This window comes from Kitasatospora sp. NPDC036993 (genome assembly GCF_055607525.1).
This window is the reverse complement of sequence record NZ_JBVJRP010000002.1, coordinates 557,379-576,080: the sequence shown is the minus strand read 5'-3', so window position 1 is coordinate 576,080 and position 18,702 is coordinate 557,379. Positions and strand designations below refer to the sequence as shown.

Sequence of the window (18,702 nt, the reverse complement as noted above, 5' to 3'; positions counted from 1 at the left end):
CGCCGGCGTTCCGGGGGCGGTACCGTGCGGGCGCTGCTCAGTGGTTGAGGCCGCACAGGTTCCGGTGGTAGCGGAGGTACGCCTCGTCGACGGGGTGGTCCCGGTGGCGGCGAAGCGGGCCGAGATCACCGTTGCCGTGGGTCTCGCGCACGACGCCCTCGGCGTTGACGTGGATCTCCAGTCCGTCGAAGAGCACGTGGTGGTTCGGGCACAGGCACAGCAGGTTGTGCAGTTCGTCCGGGCCCTGGTGGGGGTTGCCGAGGCCTTGGATGTGGGCCGCCTCGGCGTAGGGCCTTCGGCGGGAGGCCAGCCGGGTACCGCACACCTGGCAACGGAAGTCGTGGATCTCCTTCACCCGGTTCGCCAGGGCGGTGTTCCGGACGATCCGGGAGGTGGCGGCCTCCTTGCGCGGGGCGGGGCCGCCGGACCGCTGCGGAGGGACGGACGCTTCCTCTGGTTCGTCCGCCGGCCGGTCGGTGAGGCTGCCCGCCGTGGTGTAGCCGGGCATCCCGACGTGGTCGAACAGGGCCGACAGGTCGATGTCGTGGAGGTAGCGGTCGCGTAGGACGATCAGGGCCTCCAGCCGGGTGGCCGGGGCGCGCAGCAGCTCGGTGGCCTCCTCGGTCAGGCCCGCGGTCGGCTGGTTCCGGTTGAAGAACGCGGTGTCCGGCATCGAGCGGCCGTCGGAACCGGAGACGCCGTGCACCTCCCAGAGGCCGCTGCCCTGGAGATACCAGAAGGGGTACTGAGGCGTCGGCCGGGAGCCCTTCAGTCCGAACTCCTCCAGCAGCGGCTTGACTTCGCCGCTGAATTCGGACCAGGGCGCCAGCCGGGGCCGGTCCGCCGCGACGCGGGTGATCGCCCAGAACAGGGAGAGCGGCTGGTGGCGGCTCGGGCGTCCGGCGGTGGCGTTGCGGTGGGTGTGCAGGGAGCCCAGCAGGCCGACCAGGTCCGAGCGGGTGAGGGCATCGCGGGTGCGTGCGAACGCTGTCGGCGGATCGTCGGTAGACATGGGACGGGAGGATAGTCGCACGATCGGACAGTCTGATGGGAAGTTCGCGGGGCGGCCCCGGGGCGGGGTGGGGGTCGGGTGGTCGCTATGTTGAGGGGTCACTGACAGGTCGAGGGAGGGCGATGGGGATGGGTGGTCGGCGGGTGGTTGCCGCGGTGGCGGTGGCCGGGATGCTGACGGGTGTGCTGGTGGGGTGCTCCTCCGGGGGGTCGAAGAGTGCCGGTGGGGCGGTCGCTCCGGCGGGGTCCGGGTCGGGGCCGGCCGCGACGGCGGGGGCGGCTGTGGTGTCCGGGTCCGCGTCGGCGGCTGTGTCCGCGGCTGCGTCCGCGCCCGCCTCGGCGGCGGCCACCGAGACCGGGGCCACGGCTCCGGCGGCGTCGGGGTCCGCGTCGGCCCCGGCTGCGCCGGCGGCCGCGGAGGCGCCGCGCGGGGACCTGGAGGCGGCGCTGCTGGACGACAAGGTGGTCGCGCAGGTGCTGCCGGACGCCACCGTGATGGCCGGGTGGGAGGAGGAGAAGCGCCGGGTCGACACCGCCGACCACAAGGTGACCTGCGCCGGTGCCGCCGCCTCCTGCGCCGGGAAGCCGCTGAGCGGGTCCGTCCGGTTCTCCTCGGGGGACGTGGTGGTCCGCTTCCTGGTGGACACCCTGCCCAGCCGGGACGCGGCCGGTCAGCGCCTGAAGGAGAGCTACGCCTCGTACGCCGCCGGGCAGTTCACGAAGCTGGACATGCCGGCGCTGGGCAGCGAGAGCCAGGCCTTCCAGGGGCCCCTGGCCGAGGGGGAAGGCGTCGGCATCGTGCTGCGCTCGGGCACCGTGGTGGCGAGCGTGACCAGCGAGGGCGGCCCGGTGGACGTGGCCAGGACGCGGCGGCTCGCGGTGATGCTGGTCAAGCGGATCGAGCAGGCGCAGTCCGGGAAGACGCCGGACGCCGGGCTCGGTGTGGGCTGAGGACACGGTCGTAGGCAGGCCCGGGCCGGTCCGGAGCGGTCCCCGGGTGGGGAAGGCTCCGGATCGGGAGGGCCGGCGGTCAGCCGTGGCGGGGCTCCCAGCGGAAGAGCCGGCGGGTGAGCATCGCGGCACCCGCGGTCCAGGCCGCGAGCAGGGCCAGCGAGCCCACCGTGTGGGGCCAGCCGCCGAACAGGCCGAGTTCGGGCAGTGGCGGCCCGGACCAGGTCTCCGTGCCGAAGGCCCGTCCGAACCAGGCGGTGCGCAGCCCCTCGACCACCGGGGTCAGCGGCAGCGCGTGGGCCGGGGCCTGCAACCAGCCGGGGAGCGAGCCGAGCGGGGTCGCCACCCCGCCCGCGAACATCGACAGCAGCAGCACCGGGGTCGCCACCAGCGGGGCCGCCTCGGCGCTCGGGGTCAGCCCGGACAGTGCCGCGGCCAGCAGGGCGAACAGGGCGAAGCCCGCCGCGAGGAACACGAGCAGCAGCAGCGGGTCGGCGGGCAGCGGCGCGCCGAACCAGCCGACCGCGAGCGCGCCCAGCAGGACGGTCTGGACCAGCAGCACCGCGCCCGCCGCGCCGAACTGCCCGGCCAGCACCGCGTCGGGCGGGACCTCGGTGCCGCGCAGGCGCTTGAGCACCAGGTCGTCCCGTCGGGCCACCAGGCCGTTCAGCAGGTTGATGAACACGGTCACCAGGGCGAAGCCGACGAAGCCCAGCGCGACGTACCCGGCCGCCGGCACGCCGGCGATCTCCCGGCCGCGCAGCGGCGCCGCGACGGCCAGGGTCAGCAGTACGGGGAGCAGGAAGCCGATGAAGGTGGAGCGGCGGTTGCGCCAGAACACCTTCCAGGACAGCCGGAACTGGGCGAGGGCGTAGCCGGTCCAGGAGGGGAGGGCCATCCAGGAGGAGGGGGTGGCGGGGGCGATCGGGGAACGGTTCACCGGGCCGACACCTCCCGAGTCCTGGGCGGCTCCGCTCCGGGCCTCGCCGCCTCGGGCGGCTCCGCTCCGGGCAGTTCCAGCCCGGGAAGGTCCAGGAACACGTCCTCCAGGGAGGCGCCGCGCACCTCCAGGCCGTCCAGTTCGACGGCGAGGCCGGCGGCCCAGCCGTGCAGGGCGGCCAGCGCCGGCCCGGTGCGCTCGACGGTGTACTCGGCCGTTCCGGCTACGACCCTGGCGTGCCCGCCGGGGACGAGCGGGAGCCGGTCGGCGCCGACGCCGGCGGGGAGCGGGAAGGTGATCCGGGTGCCGCGGCCCGACAGCACCTCGGCGACGGTGCCGAGCGCGGTGAGCCGGCCCCGGTCCAGGATGGCGACCCGGTCGGCGAGTTGCTGGGCCTCCTCCAGGTAGTGGGTGGTCAGCAGGACGGTGGTGCCCGCCGCCCGCAGGTCGCGGACGGTCTGCCAGGTGGCCTGCCGCGCCTGCGGGTCCATGCCGGTGGTCGGTTCGTCGAGGAAGAGCACCTCGGGGGTGCGCAGCACCGCCAGCGCGAGGTCCAGGCGCCGTCGTTCACCGCCGGACAGCTGCCCGACCCGGGTCCGCGCGCGGTCGGTGAGTCCGACCAGCTCCAGCGCCTCGCCGGTGGGCCGGGCACCGGTGGTGAAGGTCCGCCAGGCGTCGACGGTCTCCCGGACGGTCAGGTCGCGGAAGAAGCCGCCCTCCTGGAGCATCATCCCGGTGCGGCGCCGGACGGCCGTGCCCTGCGCGTACGGGTCGAGCCCCAGGACGCGGACGGTGCCGGCGGTCGGCGGGCGGTAGCCCTGGAGCAGTTCCAGGGTGGTGGTCTTGCCGGCGCCGTTGGTACCCAGCAGGGCGAGGAGTTCGCCGTGCGGGACGCTGAAGGAGATTCCCCGGACGGCTTCGTGGTCGCCGTGGCGATGGTGCAGCCGGTGCACCTCCACGGCCTTTTCCCGCCGCTCGGAAAGGCCTTTGTCTGATGTCATGGGAGCAGCCTGCGGGGGATGGTGGAGAGAGCGCAAGTGCGCGACAAAATTGCAGGTCAGAGCATATTCAAAATGTCATGCCGAGGGCTGTGAGTTTTTCCATGGGGGTTTTCCTGACATCTCCTACTGGGGCGTTCGGAAAGGGCCGGGCATAGTTTTCCTCGTCGCCGGGAGCAGCCGGGAAAACCGGAAGCGGAAACGGTGGCGAGGAATCCGACCGGCCCCGCCGGGGCCGGCGGACCGTTCCGGGAGGAGACCGCCATGGCGGACAACAAGGAGATCGCCGAGAACGAGCAGTTCGACATCGAGATCGAGGAGCTGGACGGCGTCAACGCGGGTGTCAGCGTGAGCTCGCTGGCCTGCGCAGCCTGCCCGGTCTCCAGCTTCAGCTCGGTCTCCAACGCGGTCGAGACCGCCGCGGAGTAAGGGATCTGTGCCGCGGTGGGCCCGCTCCGGCGGGGCCACCGCGGCACCCCTCCGCCGTTCCCCGGCGATCTGCGATCCCCGTTCCGCAAGCAGGACCTGACCAGTGAGGAGAGCCGGGCGATGGACAGCCTCCGGCACGCGCTGACGCGGTTCATCCAGGAGCCCGCCGCGCAGCACGACCCACCCGCGCTCTACCGTCGGCTGCTGGCCGAGGCGCCCGTCCTGGACCTCGGGCGGGTCCACGTCGTCTCGGGCCACTCCGAGATCGTCACCGTCCTCACCCACCCGGGGACCGTGGTCGACCCCACCGCGGTCGGCCTGCCCCGCAGCGGCGCCACCGCGCTCGCCCGGGTCGTCGCCAGGATGCTCCCGATGCGCGACGGCGCCGACCACATCCGGCTGAAGCGGCTCGCCACCACGGCGTTCAGCGCCCGCCGGCTGGAGCAGATGCGTGGACGGATCACCGCGACCGTCGACCGGATGCTCCAACCCCTTCTGAGCGCCGGGGAGTTCGACGTGGTGGCGGACCTCGCGGTGCCGCTGCCGGTCGCCGTCTCCTGTGCGATCCTGGACATCCCGGACAGCGAGCAGGAGCGCGTCACCGGCTGGGCCCGGCTGGTCGCCCGCTCGCTGCTGGACGACTTCGGGCCGGCCGCCGGGGAGCAGCGGGCCGCCGAAGGGCAGACCACCACCGACGAGCAGCGGGCCGCCGAAGGGCAGCGCACCACCGACGAGCAGCGGGCCGCCGAAGGGCAGACCACCACCGACGAGCAGCGGATCGCCGAACTCGACGCCGAGTTCGAGCAGTTCCGCGCGTACGTCGAGGAACTCTGCGCCGCCCGCGCCGCCGCGCCGGGCGACGACCTGATCAGTCGGCTGACCGTGGCCAGGGCCGAGGGCCGGCTCGACGACCAGGACCTGCTGGCCTTCGTGGTCATGCTCCTGGCCAACGGGCTGGAGACCCTCACCTCCGGACTCGCCGTCGCCGTCTGGGAGTTGCTGCGCCGGCCCGGGCTCGCCGAGCTGCTGCGCGAGCACCCGGAGCGGGCCGAGGCAGTCTTCGACGAGGCCCAGCGCCTCGGCAGCCCGGTGCGCGCCAGCGCCCGCGCCCTCACCCGCGAGGTCGAGGTCGGCGGAACCGTCATCCCGGCCGGCCGGGTCGCCCTGCTGCTCTACGCGGCGGCCAACCGCGACCCCCGCCGCTTCGCCGACCCCGACCGCTTCGACCCGGACCGGGCCGAACTGCGCCATCTGGCCTTCGGCCACGGTCCGCACCACTGCCTCGGTGCCCCGCTGTCCCTGATGGCCGGCGCCGCGGTGCTGCGCACCCTCGCGGCGGCCGGCGCCACACGGGAGCTGACCACGCCGCTGGACGAGGGGACCGTCCGCTGGTCCCCGCAGTTCGTCTTCGGCGGCCTGCGTGAACTGCCCGTCCGGACCCCGCCGCGGGAGCCGGCCGGCGCGGGGGCGGGGCGGCCGTGAAGGCGGCGGAGCGGGAGAAGGGCCAGGTCACCGCAGGGCAGGAGCCTGGGACGGACGTGAAGTCCACGGGCCACCAGGACGAACCCGGCGGCGCCGTCGCGGCGGTCGCCGCCGCGCGCGCGGCGGCCGTGCTGGAGCCCGGGCAGGACCGGCCGGTGCGGCTGGTCGGGGCCAGGGGCCTGGCGGCCGTCGCGGCGCTGGTGCTGGTGGTGGCGGCCGGAACCGGCTGGGTGGTCTTCGGGGAGCTGCCCGCCACCGTGGCCGTCCCGGCGGTGGTGGCACACGGCAAGGCGCCGACGACCGTACGGGCGGACCAGGCCGGTGCGGTGCTCGGGTTCCGGGCGGAGCCGGGGCGGACGGTGGCCCGCGGTGAGCCGGTGGCGCTGCTGCGCACGCCCGACGGGGCCGAGGTGCCGGTGTCCGCCCCCGCCGACGGGACGGTGACGACGCTGCTGGCCGCGCCCGGCGAACAGGTGGCGCCCGGGGCAGGGCTGATGGCGCTGGACGAGACCGGGGAGCCGGCCACCGTCCGGCTCTTCGCGACCGACCTGCCGCAGGCCGCCAAGCTGGTGCCGGGGCGGGAGGTGCGGGTGCCGGTGCCGGGCGCGGGCACGGTGCGCGCGGTGATCACGGCGGTGGACGAACTGCCCGTCCGGGCCGACTCGTTGACTGGGACCTTCGCCGTCCCGGTGCCGGGGCTGCCCGGAGGGAGCGCGCCGGTGTGGCGCGCGTACGCCGAACTGCCCGGCTCCGTCGGCCGGGTGGCAGGACCGGTGCCGCTGACGGCCGAGGTCGACCTCGGCGCCCGCCACCCCTACCAGGCCGTGTTCGGAACGGAGGCCGGGCGATGAGCCTCGATGTCGGGGAGCCGCGGGCGGAGCGGGCGGAAGGGGAGGACCGGAAGGAGCGCGGGGGCGGCTACGGGAAGCGCCCCGAGAGCTCCGAGAGCTCCGAGAGACCCAGCCGCCCCAGCCGCCCCCGGCGCCATCTGCGCACGCCCGTCGTCCCGCAGATGGAGGAACAGGACTGCGGCGCGGCCTGCCTGGCCGTCGTCCTCGGGGCCTTCGGCCGCCGGGTGACGCTGCACGAGGCCTCGCGGGCCTGCGGGGTCAGCCGGGACGGTGTGAGCGCCGCCGCCGTGGCGCGGGCCGCCGGCCGGTACGGGCTGGTCGCGCGCGGCCGCCGGGTGGTCCGGGGCGAGGGGCGGTTGCAGGGCCTGGAGCGGCTGCACGTGCCGTCGATGGTCCTGGTCACCGGGCCGCACTTCGCCGTCTACGAGGGCGTGCGGCGCGGCCGGGTGCGGATCAACGACCCGTCGATGGGCAGCTACTCGGCGACCCCGGAGGAGTTCTGGGATTCCTTCGCCGGGATCGCGGTCGGCTTCGAACCGGGACCGGACTTCCTGGCCGGCGGACGCCGCTTCCCGCTGCTGCGGGCGCTGGCCGCGCGGCTGCGCCCGTACACCGGGGCGCTGCTGCTGGCGGTGGTGCTGGCGGCGCTGCTCGCGGTGCCGGGGGTGGCGGCGGCGTTCCTGCTGCGCGCCTACCTGTCCTCGGTCGTGGTGGGCGGGGCCCAGGACTGGGCGGTGCCGCTGACCCTGACCGCGGCGGGCGTCGCGGCGACCGTGCTGTTCGGCTCCTGGCTCCAGCAGACGGTGGTGAACCGGGTGTTGGAGGCGATGGCGGCACGCTCCTCCGCCGGCTTCCTGTGGCGGATGCTGCGGCTGCCGGGGGAGTTCTTCCACCGCCGTCAGCTCGGCGGCCTGGTCACCAGGGTGCAGCTGAACGACGGCCTGGCCGTGCTGCTCTCGCACCGCGCCGTCGGCGCCGCGGCCGCGGTCGCCGCGGCCGCCGTGCACCTGGGCGCCGTGTTCCTGCTGGAGCCGCGGCTGGCCGCGGTGCCCGTCGCCGTCGCGGTGCTGGACGTCCTGGCGCTGCGGCTGGCCGAACGCCGCCGTGGCGGTCTGCTGCACCGGTTGCACGCGGAGCACTACAAGCGGGACGGTGTCGCCTTCTCGGGGGTGTCGGCGATCGAGACCCTGAAGGCGGAGGGAGCGGAGGACGCGTTCTTCCGCTCCTGGGCGGGCTGGCAGGCCAGGGCGATGGAGACCGGGCAGCGGGTGACGAGCGCGGTGCTGGTGCCGCTGTCGCTGCCCGCGGCGCTCAACTCGGCCGCCGCCGCGGCGGTCGTGGTGATCGGCACCTCGCTGCTGATCGGCGGCTCGCTGTCCTTCGGCACCCTGGTGGCGGTGCTGCTGCTGATGAACGGCTTCCTCCAGCCGGTCGCCCAACTGGTCGGTATCGGCTCGGAGTTCACCATGGCGAGGGCGCAGAGCGCGCTGCTGGAGGACGTCGAGTCGGCCGAGGCGGACCCGTGGCTCACCCCCGTCCTGGACGCCCCGCCGGCCGGAGCCGACCGGGCTCCGAGCGGTGAACTGGAGCTGCGCGACGTCGCGTTCGGCTACGACCCGAACCGTCCGCCGACCGTCGAGGGGGTCTCGCTGCGGGTCCGCCCGGGCGAGTGGCTCGCCGTCGTGGGCGGCAGCGGCAGCGGCAAGTCCACCGTGGCCCGGATCGCCGCCGGGGTGCTGCGCCCCTGGTCGGGCGAGGTGCTGCTGGACGGCCGGCCGCGCGAGGAGTGGCCGCGGGCCGTGGTCACCGGGCGGATCGCCTACGTGGAGCAGCAGTTGCGGCTCTTCGAGGGAAGCCTGCGGGAGAACCTGACGCTCTGGAACCCGGCGGCCGACGAGGACGCGCTGCGGCGGGCCCTGGCGGACGCCGAGGCGGCGGACCTGGTGGCCGGCCGCGGGGGTCTGGACGCGGGCCGGGTGGAGGAGGACGCCAGGAACCTTTCCGGGGGCGAGCGCCAACGGCTGGAACTGGCCCGGGCGTTGGCGATCGACCCGGTGCTGCTGGTGCTGGACGAGGCGACCTCGGCGCTGGACGCCGACACCGAGGCCCGGGTCAACGCGCACCTGCGCCGCCGGGGCACCGCCTGCCTGGTGCTCGCGCACCGGCTGAGCACCGTCCAGGCGGCGGACCGGGTGGTCGTCCTCGACCGGGGGCGGATCGTCCAGCAGGGCACGCCGGCCGAACTCGCCGCCGTACCGGGCCCGTACCGGACGCTGGTCGCGGACCTGGCGGGCGCCCCGGCGGCGACCGGGACGGCCGACACCGCCGACACCGCCGACACCACCGACACCGCCACCGCCACCGCAGGAAAGCCGGGCACCACGACGAGGAAGGAGGAGGGGGAATGACCACCCGAGGCGACGTCCTGGACGCCACCGTCCGTGCCAACCGGGCGGCCCTGGCCGAGGCGCTCGGCGCCCTGCACCCTGGCCCCGGGCACCCGGGCACGCCCGCCCGGCTGGCGAAGGCCGGCGAAGGCGCGACGGACCCGGCGGACCGGGCCAGGGCCGTGCTGACGGCGCTCGGCCTGCCCGTCCCCCCGGCCGCCCGCCCCGACGGCGCCGACCCGCTGACCGCGCTGCTGCGCGCGGCCGGGGTCAGGCACCGGACGGTGTCCCTGCCGAAGGGCCGGGACGGGCACGGCGACCCGGCCGGGCTGGCCGGACCACTGGTCGGCTTCGCGGCCGACGACGGCCGGCCGGTCGCCCTGGTACCCCGCCCGTCCGGCGGCCACCGCCGCGTCGACCCGGGTGCCCACCCCGGCGGCCGCCGCGACCGGGGCCCGGCCCTGGCCACCCGGGCGCTCCAGCTCTACCTCCCGCTCCCGCAGGAGGAGACGGGCCTGGCCGGCCTGGTCCGCTTCGTGCTCCGCACCCCCGGCGCACGGCGCGACCTGGCCAGGCTCACGGCGGCGGGCCTGGCCGCCGCCCTGCTCGGTCTGCTGGTGCCGCTGAGCACCGGCGTGCTGCTGCCCGACCTGCTGGCCGCGGACCGCCACCCGGTCCGCTGGCTGGCCCTGCTGCTGGGCACGGCGGTGGTCGCGGCCTGGCTGCTGTCACTGGTCCGCAACACCGCCGCCGTCCGGCTCACCGGCCGGGTGCAGGCCGCGCTGGAGCCGGCCGTCTGGGACCGTCTGCTCGGTCACGACGCCCGGTTCTTCCGCGACTACGCCACCGGCGACCTGGTGCACCGGGCGAACGCGGTTGCGCAGGCCAGGCAGGCGCTCTCCGAGGTGCTGGTGGGCGCGGTGCTCGGGGCGGTCTTCGCCACCTCGGGCCTGACCGTCCTGCTGCTGGTGGACGTTCGGCTCGGCGCGCTGCTGCTGCTCGCCGTGCTGGCGGTGACCGGGCTGCTGCTCCTGCTCGGCCGCCGCCGCCAGCGCCACGAGAGCGAGGTGTTCGCGCTGCACGGACACCTCAACGGCCTGCTGTACGGGCTGCTGCTCGGCGTGGACAAGATCCAGACGGCGGGCCGCGAGGTGCAGGCCTTCGCCCGCTGGGCGGTGCCCTTCGCCGCCCAGAAGCGGGCGGACGCCGCCGCCCAGCGCAGCGACGCGGCCGCCGCCGCGCTCACCGCGGGCCTTCAGCCGCTGCTGCTGGCGGTCCTGCTGGCCGGGGCGACGGCGGCGGGGGACACCCCGTCCGGGCACCTGATCGCCGCGGGGGTGGCGGCCGGCCAGGTCGCCGCGGCGATCGGCCAGGTGACCCACGCGGCCTCGGCGGCGTACGGCATCGCCCCGGTGCTGGACCGGCTGCGGCCGATCCTCGCCCCGGTCGGCACCGGCCACGGCCCGGCGCAGGCCGGTTCCGGCACCGGCACCAGCACCGGCCAAGGCCCGGCGCAGGCCGGCCCCGGCGTCGACCCCGGCGAGCTGCGCGGCGGGGTCGCGCTGGACCGGGTGACCTTCCGCTACCCGGGCAGCACCGCGCCCGCCCTGGACGAGGTGTCGCTGCACGCCGAGCCCGGGGAGTTCGTCGCGGTGGTCGGCCCGTCCGGCGCCGGGAAGTCCACCCTGATCCGGCTGCTGCTCGGCTTCGAGCGGCCGGAGTCGGGGGCGGTGCGCTACGACGGCCGCGACCTGGCCGGACTGGACGCCCGCCTGGTGCGGCGCCGGATCGGCACGGTGCTCCAGCACGGCCGGATGCTGCGCGGCTCGCTGCTGGACAACCTGGCCGGCGCCGACCCGGACGCGATCACCCTCGACCGGATCTGGGAGGCCGCCGAACTCGCCGGGATCGCCGACGAGTTGAGGCGCCTGCCGCTCGGTCTCGGGACGAGGGTCGGGGAGGACGCCCAGGGTTTCTCCGGCGGCCAGGTGCAGCGGCTGCTGCTGGCCAGGGCACTGGTGCGCGGGCCCGCCGTCCTGCTGCTGGACGAGGCCACCTCCGCACTCGACAACGCGACCCAGCGCCAGGTCGCCGCCGCCGTCGCCGGCCTGGACACCACCCGGGTGGTGATCGCCCACCGGCTCAGCACCATCCGCACCGCCGACCGGATCCACGTGCTGTCCGGCGGCCGGCTCACGGCCACCGGCACCTACCGCGAACTCCTCGACCACGACCCGCTGTTCACCCGACTCGCCCGACTCCAGGAGCTGTGAGATGTCGCTCGACCTGCACACCTGGCTCGCCGTCGACGGCGCCCCGGCCCCCGAGGCGCGCGTCGTCAGCGGCCCCGACGACGGGGAGCAGCGGCTGCTCCCCGGCCCGCCCCGGGCCGACGAACGGCTGCGCGCGGTGATCGCCGCCGCCGCGAGCTTCACCGAACGCGCCGCCGCCAGGCCGGACGGCAGCACGCCGTTCGCCCCCGACGAGCAGGAGGACCGCCGCGAGCGCCGCGCCGCGGTGGACACCTGGCTGCGCCGGGCCGGCGGCGGCAGCCCGGCCGGCGGCGCCGCCCTGCTGGACCACCTCGCCGCCACCGGCCGTCCGCTCGGCGAGGGCCTGCGCTCCGTGGTCCTCACCGACGACGCCGCGCTGCCCGACTGGGCGCTGGCGCTGGCCGCCTTCCTGCGCAGCCTGCCGGTGGCGCCCACCCCGGACACCTCCGCCCCGGGCGCGATCGCCGCGGCCTTCGCCGCCGCCGCCGACAGCCTGCTGCCGTACGGGCCGGGCGGGGTGCTCGGCGTCCCGCTGACCGACCGGGCCCGCGCCGACCTCGGGCGGCTGCTCACCGGCCGGCTCACCGAGGCCGCCAACCTCGCGCTCTGCCACGAGCTCCAGTCCGTCACCGGCCGCCCGCGCGCCACCGACTGGGACGCCGCCGGCGGCCTGGACGCCTCCAGGGAGGGCTGGCTGGCCCGGCTGGAGCGGCTGCCCGGCCTGGCCCACCTGGTCGGGACGGCCTGCCGGCAGTGGCAGCACACCCACACCGAACTGTTCGCCCGGCTCGCCGCGGACCGTACGCTGCTGGTCGAGCGGATGTGGCAGGGCGAGGACCCGGGCGCGCTCGACTCGCTGCGCGGCGAGGCCGGCGACCGGCACGCCGGCGGCCGCTCCGTCGCCCTGCTGCACTTCGCGGGCGGCCGCTCGGTGGTCTACAAGCCCAAGGACATGCGGCACGCCACCGCCTACCTCGGCCTGGTCGAGCGGCTCAACCGGGAGCTGTCGCTGGACCTCCCGCTGCGCACCGTCCTGCTGCGCAGCGACCGCGGCGACGACGGCCACGCCGCCTCGCTGACCGGCGCCGCCGAGGAGGACTACGGCTGGGAGGAGCTCGTCCCGCACCGGCCCTGCGCCGACCGCTCCGGCTTCGCCCGCTTCTACCGGCGCCTGGGCATGACCGTCCGGCTGGTCCAGCTGCTGGAGGGCCGCGACCTGTGGGCGGACAACCTGCTCGCGGACGGCGAGCACCCCGCGCTGATCGACCTGGAGTGCCTGCTCTACCCGAGGGTCCAGCCGCCGCCGGCCGTCCGGCCCGAGCAGCACGGACTGCTGGACGACCTGGAGTCCACCGTGGTGCGCACCGCGATGGCCTTCCAGTCCTGGACCCCGGCGCGCGGCCGCACCACCCTCGACATCGGCTGCCTGTCCCGGCTCGGCAGCCTGGAGGTCGCCCCCGGCGTGCCCGCGCTGCCGCTGCCGCCGTACCGGCCGGTGCTGGCGACGGACGACGGCGGCACCGAGACCGCCGACCCCTGGCAGTACACCGACGAGGTGGTCGCCGGCTACCGCGAGATGCACGCCGCCCTGTGCCGGCTGCGCGAGGAACTCGCCCACCCCGAGGGTCCGTTGGCCGGGTTCAGGGGCATCTGGGTGCGCTACATCTGGCGGCACACCTGGGACGGCTACAAGATCCTCAGGGCCTCCACCAGCCCGCTCGCCCTCGACTCCGGCGCCACCAGGGAGACCGTGCTCGCCGGCGCGCTGCACGGCACCACCCCGGTGCTCGCCGAGGTGCCGGGGCGCACCGACCTGGCCGAGGTGGTGCTCGCCGAGATCGAGGCCTTCCGCGAGCTCGACATCCCCTTCTTCCGCTCGCTGACCACCTCCTCCTCGGTCTTCACCGCGGACGGCCGGGAGATCCCCGGGCACTTCCTCGGCACCGGGTGGCAGCGGCTCGGCGAGCGGGTCGCCGAACTGGCCGGCTTCGACCTGGAAGGCCAGGTCGCGGTGCTCACCGGCTGCCTGGACGCGGCCCGCACCGGCACCGACCGCGAGCGGGAGCCGTCCAGGGCGGTGCGCGCCTCGGTGCCCTCCAACGGCGAACTGCTCGACCACGCGGTGCGGATCGGCGACGCCGTCCTCGCCGAGCGGCGCGGCACCGGCTGGCTCGGCCAGAGCTGGTACCCGGGCACCGGGCTGCGCCAGGTCGAGGTGCTCGGCCTGGACCTGGTCACCGGCACCCCGGGGCTCGCGGTGTACCTGGCCGAGCTGTGGGCCGCCACCGGCGAGCCCCGGTTCCACCGCGCCGCCCACCGGCTGCTCACCGAGGCCGCCTCGTTCATCGACCCGGACGCCCCCCGCGCGTTCGGCTTCGCCGCCGACACCCGGCTGGCCGGCGGCCACCCCGTGCCCGGCGGCCTGGCCGGACCGGGCTCGCTGATCCACGCCCTGGCCCGCGGCGCTGCCCTGCTCGGCGCACCCGAACTCACCGCCGCCGCCCAGGCGCTGGTGCCCGGGGCGCTCGCCGTCGCGGCCCCCGCGCCGGCCCGGCCGGGACGCCCGGCCCGGGACTCCTGGGACGACGCCCCGCTCGGCCGCGCCGGACTGCTGCTCAACCTGCTGCGGCTGCGCCGGACCGCCGGCGCCGGCCACGGGCCCACCGACGAGGGCGTCCGCGCCCTGGCCGCAGGGCTGCTGGAGGGCTTCGGCGCGGCGCAGGAGGAGGGCGACGGGATCGGCGACGGCTTCCTCGGCCTGGTGCCGACCGGCGCCGACTCCATCGCGGCCGCCCTCGCCCGCACCGCCGCCGAGGCGTCGGGACTGCTCGCCGCACCGGACGCCGTCCGCGAACGGCTGCGCGCCCACCGCTTCGCCACCGCCACCCGCTCCGGCCGGCTCGCCTGCCTGGAGACGGCCACCGCACTCGGCTCCGCCGTCGTCGCGCCGGACGAACTGGACCTGCTGGCGCCCGAGGTGAGCGAACACCGGATCGCCGCGCGCAGCGGGCGGGAGCTGGTGGCCACCGCGGGGGAGGCGCTCACCGCGGCCGAGGCCGGGCTGCTGCACACCCTGCCGGAGGGCGCCGACTCGCTGCTGCCGGGGCCGTTCTACGACGGCCGGGAGGCGGCCGGGCTGCTCGCCGGCGAGCTGATCGCCCGCCACCGCGCCACCGGCAGCTGGTACCCCGAGCGGGTCGCCGACGACCGGATCAACCTCGGCACCCTGGACGGCACTTCGGCCGTCGGCCTGCTGCTGCTGCGCCTGCTCGACCCGGCCGCCGCCCCGCTCGCCACGCTGCGCTGAGCCGGGGCAGCCGTCCCCGGACCACTGAGGACCACCGAGGACCGCCGCCGACGGCCGAGGGCCACCGAGGACCACCACCGAGGACCACCGACCATCCCCAGGGACCAGCCATGCCCGACACACCCGCACCCGCCATCGGCTTCCAGCCCCACTACACCCCGTACGTCGTCGAGGACGAGGCCCTCTACCTGGTCTCCGAGCGCGGCGTCTCCGTGGTCGACGGCCGCCTCGCCAGGGACCTCGCCCCGCTGCTGGACGGCACCCGCACCGCCGAGCAGATCGGCCGCGAACTGGCCGCCACCGTTCCCGCCGACCGGGTCCGCACCGCCGTCGAGCGGCTGCGCGAACGCGGCTACCTGACCGAGGCCGCCAGGCCCCGGGACCCGGCCGCCGCAGCGTACTTCGCGATGGCCGGCCTGGACGGCGCGGCGGCCGCCGAGACGCTGCGCACCGCCACCGTCAGGGTCGAGGTGTACGGAGACATCGACGCCGCGCCCTTCCTCGCCGCGCTGGCCGCCGCCGGGGTCACCGTCACGCCGGACGCCGGGTTCACCGTCGCCCTCACCGACGACTACCTGCACCCCGGCCTCGCCGAGCGGGACGCGGCCGCCCGCGCCTCGGGCCGGCCCTGGCTGCTCGCCCGCCCGGTCGGCTCGATCGTCTGGGTCGGCCCGGTGTTCGTGCCGGGACCGGACGGCGCCGAGGGCGCCACCGGCTGCTGGGAGTGCCTGGCCCACCGGCTGTCCGCCAACCGGCAGTCGCTCAGCTACCTCCGGCACCGGCTCGGCCAGGACGGCCCGATCCCCACGGCCGGCGCCGGGCTGGCGCCCACCTTGCAGACCGGCGTCCAGCTCGCCGCCCTGGAGACCGCCAAGTGGCTGGCCGGGCTCCGGCCCGCCGAGCCGGTGGTGCTCACCCTGGACACCGTGCTGCTGGAGACCGAGCGCCACCGCCTGGTCCGCCGCCCGCAGTGCGGCGCCTGCGGCGACGCCGGGCTGATGGCCCGCCGCCAGCTGGCCCCGGTCGCCTTCGAGTCCCGCGCCAAGGCCTTCACCTCCGACGGCGGCCACCGCTCCGCCTCCCCGGAGGACATGCTGGACCGCTACCGCCACCAACTCTCCCCGGTCACCGGCGTGGTGACCTCACTGGTCCCCGCCGGACGCACCCCGGCAGGGCTGCGGGTGTACGTCTCCGGGCAGAACCTCTCCCGGCACAGCGGCGACCTGCGCCAGCTGCGCACCGGACTGCGCGCGCTCAGCTGCGGCAAGGGCCGCACCGACGTGCAGGCCAGGGCCAGCGCCCTCGGCGAGGCGATGGAGCGCCACTCCGGCGTCTTCCAGGGCGACGAGGCCCGGCGCACCGCGAGCTTCCGCGAACTCGGCGACGACGCCGTCCACCCCGCCCGCACCCTGCTCTACAGCGACCGCCAGTACGCCGAGCGGGCCCGCTGGAACGAGAAGCGCTCGATGTTCAACACGGTGCCCGAGCGCTTCCGCGAGGACGAGCGGATCGAGTGGTCGCCCGCCTGGTCGCTCACCGAGGGGCGCACCCGCTGGCTGCCCACCATGTCGCTCTACTACGGCTACCGGCATGCGAACGGCTTCTTCGCGGCCGGGGACTCCAACGGCTGCGCGGCCGGGACGTCCTTCGAGGACGCCGCCCTCCAGGGCTTCCTGGAACTGGTCGAGCGGGACGCCGTCGCCCTGTGGTGGTACAACCGGGTGCGCCGCCCGGCCGTCGACCTGGACGCCTTCGGAGACCCGTACATCGGGCAACTGCGCGAGGTCTACCGGGGGTTGAACCGGGAGATCTGGGCGCTCGACCTCACCTCGGACTTCGGCATCCCGGTGGTCGGGGCGTTCTCCCGGCGCACCGACAAGCCGGTCGAGGACGTGCTGATCGCCTTCGGCGCCCACCTCGACCCGCACATCGCGCTCACCAGGGCGCTCACCGAGATGAACCAGTTCCTCGGCCCGGTCGCCGGCGACGCCACCGGACGGGTCGACTACACCGGCGCCGACCCGGAGCAGAAGGCCTGGTGGACCAGCGCCACCGTGGCCGGCCAACCGTACCTGCTGCCGGACCCGGCCGCCCCCGCCGCCGGCCCCGGCCGCTGGGCGCGGCTGGCCGGACCCGACCTCGCCGAGGACCTCGCGCTGGCCCGACGGCTGGTCGAGGAACGGGGGATGGAGTTCCTGGTGCTCGACCAGACCCGCCCCGACGTCGGCCTGCCGGTCGCCAAGGTGATCGTCCCCGGGATGCGGCACTTCTGGGCCCGCTTCGCCCCCGGCCGCCTCTACGACGTCCCGCTCGCCCTCGGGTGGCTCGACCGGCCCACCCCGGAGGAGGAGCTCAACCCCGTCCCGATCTTCATCTGACGCCGCCGGGCGCCGCCGCCCCTCGCCGGGAGGCGCGCGGCGCCCGCCCAGCCGGAAATGAGGTACCCCGATGACCGTGACCGAACAGCCGCCCCTGGGCCTCGCCACCGACGGCGCCCCACCGCGGACGCTGCTGCGGCTGCGCCCCGAGGTCGTCGTCACCGCGCAAGGCGACGACCTCGAACTCAGCCACCCCTGGGGCCGCCAGCGGGTGCACGCGCTCGGCGCCGAGACCGTCCGCCGGCTCGACGCCCTCACCAGGGAGAGCGCCGACCTGGACGAGCTGGGCCGGCTCGGTGACGGCGGACGGCTGCTGCACCTGCTGCGGCGCTTCCCGTACCTGGTCACCACCAGCCTCGCCGACACCTTCGGCGAACCGCTCGCCACCGCCGTCCCGATCGCCCGCTCGGCGGGCCTGCCCGCCGGTCCCGCCCAGCTGGACACCGCGGTGCTCTCCCGCTTCGCCTACCTGCGCCGGCTGCCGGAGGAGCACGCGGGGGCGTGTGTCCTGGAGTCCCCGACGGCGCCGTTCCGGCTCACCCTGCACCGGCCAGCGGCCGGGGCGTTCGTGGCCGCCGTCACCGCGGCCCGCCGGGTGGACGAGGCCGCGGCCCTCGCCGGGCTCGGCCCCGCCGAGGGCAGGTCACTGGCCGGACTGCTGGCCGGCGCCGGGTTCCTGGACGACGGCGCGGCCGGCGAGCCCCCGCTGTGGGACTTCCACGACCTGCTGTTCCACGCCCGCAGCCGCCCGGGACGGCACGACTACCCGAGCGGCGGCCTGTTCGCGCACCCCGGGACGGCCCAGCTGCCGGCCGTCCCCGGACCCGGCGCGCGCGAGGACGGCACCGCGATCGACCTGCCGGTGCCCGACTGGGACGCGGTGCTCGCCCGCGACCCGCTGCTCAGCGAGGTGCTGGAGGGCCGCAGCTCGGTGCGCTCCTACGCGGCGACGCCGGTCACCCTCGACCAGCTCGCCGAACTGCTCTACCGGGTGGCCAGGATCCGCCGGATCATCCCCGGCGACCCGGACGACCCGCACGGCTACGACGTGGTCGACCGCGCCTACCCGGCCGGCGGCGCCACCGGCGAACTGGAGGTCTACCTCTCGGTGATCCGCTGCGAGGGCCTGGTGCCCGGCGTCTACCGCTACGACGCGGCCGCCCACCGGCTGCGCCCCCGCCCGTTCACCGGACCGGCCGACGAGGCGGCGTTCCGCGAGCTGATGACGGCGGCGTGGCGGGCGACCGGCTGCACGGTGGACCCGCAGGTGCTGCTCACCGTCACCTCGCGGTTCGGGCGGCTCTCCTGGAAGTACAGCCAGATCGCGTACGCGCTGACCCTCAAGCACGTCGGGGTGGTCTACCAGACGCTGTACCTGGTGGCGACGGCGATGGGCCTGGCGCCGTGCGGGCTCGGCTCCGGCGACACCGACGCGGCGGCGCGGGCGCTCGGGCTGGACTGGACGGCGGAGTCCTCGGTCGGGGAGTTCCTGATCGGCAGCCGGCCGGCCGGGCTGCCGCGCCGGGCGCAGCGCTTCGCCGACATCGTGGCGCGGTCGCGCGGGACGGGCTGAGCCGGACGCGCCGGCGCCGGCCGGGAGGGGAACGGACCCGCACCCGGACGTGGGGGGGGGCCCGACGGGGGGGGGCGGGGGGAGGGCGGGGCGGTGTGGCGGGGTGGGTGGCCCGGGGTTTT

General features: G+C 76.2%; 12 protein-coding genes. 9 read left to right on the top strand and 3 right to left on the bottom strand.

Features of this window, described 5'->3' with window-relative positions:
* Positions 1–37: 37 nt before the first annotated feature.
* Positions 38–1,012: an HNH endonuclease gene (locus ACZ7C5_RS05900; RefSeq protein ID WP_470322070.1), complete on the bottom strand. Its 975-nt coding sequence runs from the start codon at positions 1,010–1,012 to the stop codon at positions 38–40.
* 308 nt (positions 1,013–1,320) lie between these two features.
* Here ACZ7C5_RS05900 and ACZ7C5_RS05895 point away from each other — a divergent pair, with 308 nt between their 5' ends.
* Positions 1,321–1,962: a hypothetical protein gene (locus tag ACZ7C5_RS05895; RefSeq protein WP_470322069.1), complete on the top strand. Its 642-nt coding sequence runs from the start codon at positions 1,321–1,323 to the stop codon at positions 1,960–1,962.
* Positions 1,963–2,041: 79 nt separating this feature from the next.
* Here the strand turns inward: ACZ7C5_RS05895 and ACZ7C5_RS05890 are convergent, their stop codons facing one another.
* On the bottom strand, positions 2,042–2,902 hold the full coding sequence (locus ACZ7C5_RS05890; protein WP_401085138.1) for an ABC transporter permease: 861 nt from the start codon (positions 2,900–2,902) through the stop codon (positions 2,042–2,044).
* Positions 2,899–3,903 carry an ABC transporter ATP-binding protein gene (locus tag ACZ7C5_RS05885; RefSeq protein ID WP_401085135.1) on the bottom strand — a complete coding sequence of 335 codons (1,005 nt, stop codon included), beginning with the start codon at positions 3,901–3,903 and terminating at the stop codon, positions 2,899–2,901. The genes ACZ7C5_RS05890 and ACZ7C5_RS05885 overlap by 4 nt, the downstream gene beginning before the upstream one ends.
* A 261-nt stretch (positions 3,904–4,164) precedes the next feature.
* Between ACZ7C5_RS05885 and ACZ7C5_RS05880 the strand changes: the two genes are divergently transcribed.
* The 8 genes from ACZ7C5_RS05880 to ACZ7C5_RS05845 all read left to right on the top strand — a co-directional run bounded on the left by ACZ7C5_RS05880 (position 4,165) and on the right by ACZ7C5_RS05845 (position 18,580).
* On the top strand, positions 4,165–4,329 hold the full coding sequence (locus ACZ7C5_RS05880; protein ID WP_188296352.1) for a thiocillin family RiPP: 165 nt from the start codon (positions 4,165–4,167) through the stop codon (positions 4,327–4,329).
* A 120-nt stretch (positions 4,330–4,449) separates the two neighbouring features.
* Positions 4,450–5,811, top strand: a complete 1,362-nt coding sequence (locus ACZ7C5_RS05875; RefSeq protein WP_470322068.1) for a cytochrome P450 — start codon at positions 4,450–4,452, stop codon at positions 5,809–5,811.
* 56 nt (positions 5,812–5,867) lie between these two features.
* Positions 5,868–6,662 (top strand): biotin/lipoyl-containing protein, encoded by a 795-nt coding sequence (locus ACZ7C5_RS05870; RefSeq protein ID WP_470322067.1) that lies wholly within the window; start codon positions 5,868–5,870, stop codon positions 6,660–6,662.
* A complete protein-coding gene (locus ACZ7C5_RS05865; protein WP_470322066.1) occupies positions 6,659–9,070 on the top strand; it encodes an ATP-binding cassette domain-containing protein in 2,412 nt (803 codons plus the stop codon). The genes ACZ7C5_RS05870 and ACZ7C5_RS05865 overlap by 4 nt, the downstream gene beginning before the upstream one ends.
* On the top strand, positions 9,067–11,322 hold the full coding sequence (locus ACZ7C5_RS05860) for an ATP-binding cassette domain-containing protein (protein WP_470322065.1): 2,256 nt from the start codon (positions 9,067–9,069) through the stop codon (positions 11,320–11,322). The genes ACZ7C5_RS05865 and ACZ7C5_RS05860 overlap by 4 nt, the downstream gene beginning before the upstream one ends.
* A gap of 1 nt (position 11,323) precedes the next feature.
* A complete protein-coding gene (locus tag ACZ7C5_RS05855) occupies positions 11,324–14,629 on the top strand; it encodes a DUF4135 domain-containing protein (RefSeq protein ID WP_401085119.1) in 3,306 nt (1,101 codons plus the stop codon).
* Between the two features lie 110 nt (positions 14,630–14,739).
* Positions 14,740–17,007: a TOMM precursor leader peptide-binding protein gene (locus ACZ7C5_RS05850; protein WP_470322064.1), complete on the top strand. Its 2,268-nt coding sequence runs from the start codon at positions 14,740–14,742 to the stop codon at positions 17,005–17,007.
* A gap of 70 nt (positions 17,008–17,077) precedes the next feature.
* Positions 17,078–18,580 carry a SagB family peptide dehydrogenase gene (locus ACZ7C5_RS05845; protein WP_401085112.1) on the top strand — a complete coding sequence of 501 codons (1,503 nt, stop codon included), beginning with the start codon at positions 17,078–17,080 and terminating at the stop codon, positions 18,578–18,580.
* Positions 18,581–18,702: the final 122 nt, after the last annotated feature.

Bases quoted from the DNA above. Each gene is read 5' to 3' on its own strand.
- ACZ7C5_RS05845 (WP_401085112.1), top strand. From the start codon at position 17,078: ATGACCGTGACCGAACAGCCGCCCCTGGGCCTCGCCACCGACGGCGCC.
- ACZ7C5_RS05880 (WP_188296352.1), top strand. From the start codon at position 4,165: ATGGCGGACAACAAGGAGATCGCCGAGAACGAGCAGTTCGACATCGAG.
- ACZ7C5_RS05860 (WP_470322065.1), top strand. From the start codon at position 9,067: ATGACCACCCGAGGCGACGTCCTGGACGCCACCGTCCGTGCCAACCGG.
- ACZ7C5_RS05865 (WP_470322066.1), top strand. From the start codon at position 6,659: ATGAGCCTCGATGTCGGGGAGCCGCGGGCGGAGCGGGCGGAAGGGGAG.
- ACZ7C5_RS05850 (WP_470322064.1), top strand. From the start codon at position 14,740: ATGCCCGACACACCCGCACCCGCCATCGGCTTCCAGCCCCACTACACC.
- ACZ7C5_RS05875 (WP_470322068.1), top strand. From the start codon at position 4,450: ATGGACAGCCTCCGGCACGCGCTGACGCGGTTCATCCAGGAGCCCGCC.
- ACZ7C5_RS05855 (WP_401085119.1), top strand. From the start codon at position 11,324: ATGTCGCTCGACCTGCACACCTGGCTCGCCGTCGACGGCGCCCCGGCC.
- ACZ7C5_RS05900 (WP_470322070.1), bottom strand. From the start codon at position 1,012: ATGTCTACCGACGATCCGCCGACAGCGTTCGCACGCACCCGCGATGCC.
- ACZ7C5_RS05885 (WP_401085135.1), bottom strand. From the start codon at position 3,903: ATGACATCAGACAAAGGCCTTTCCGAGCGGCGGGAAAAGGCCGTGGAG.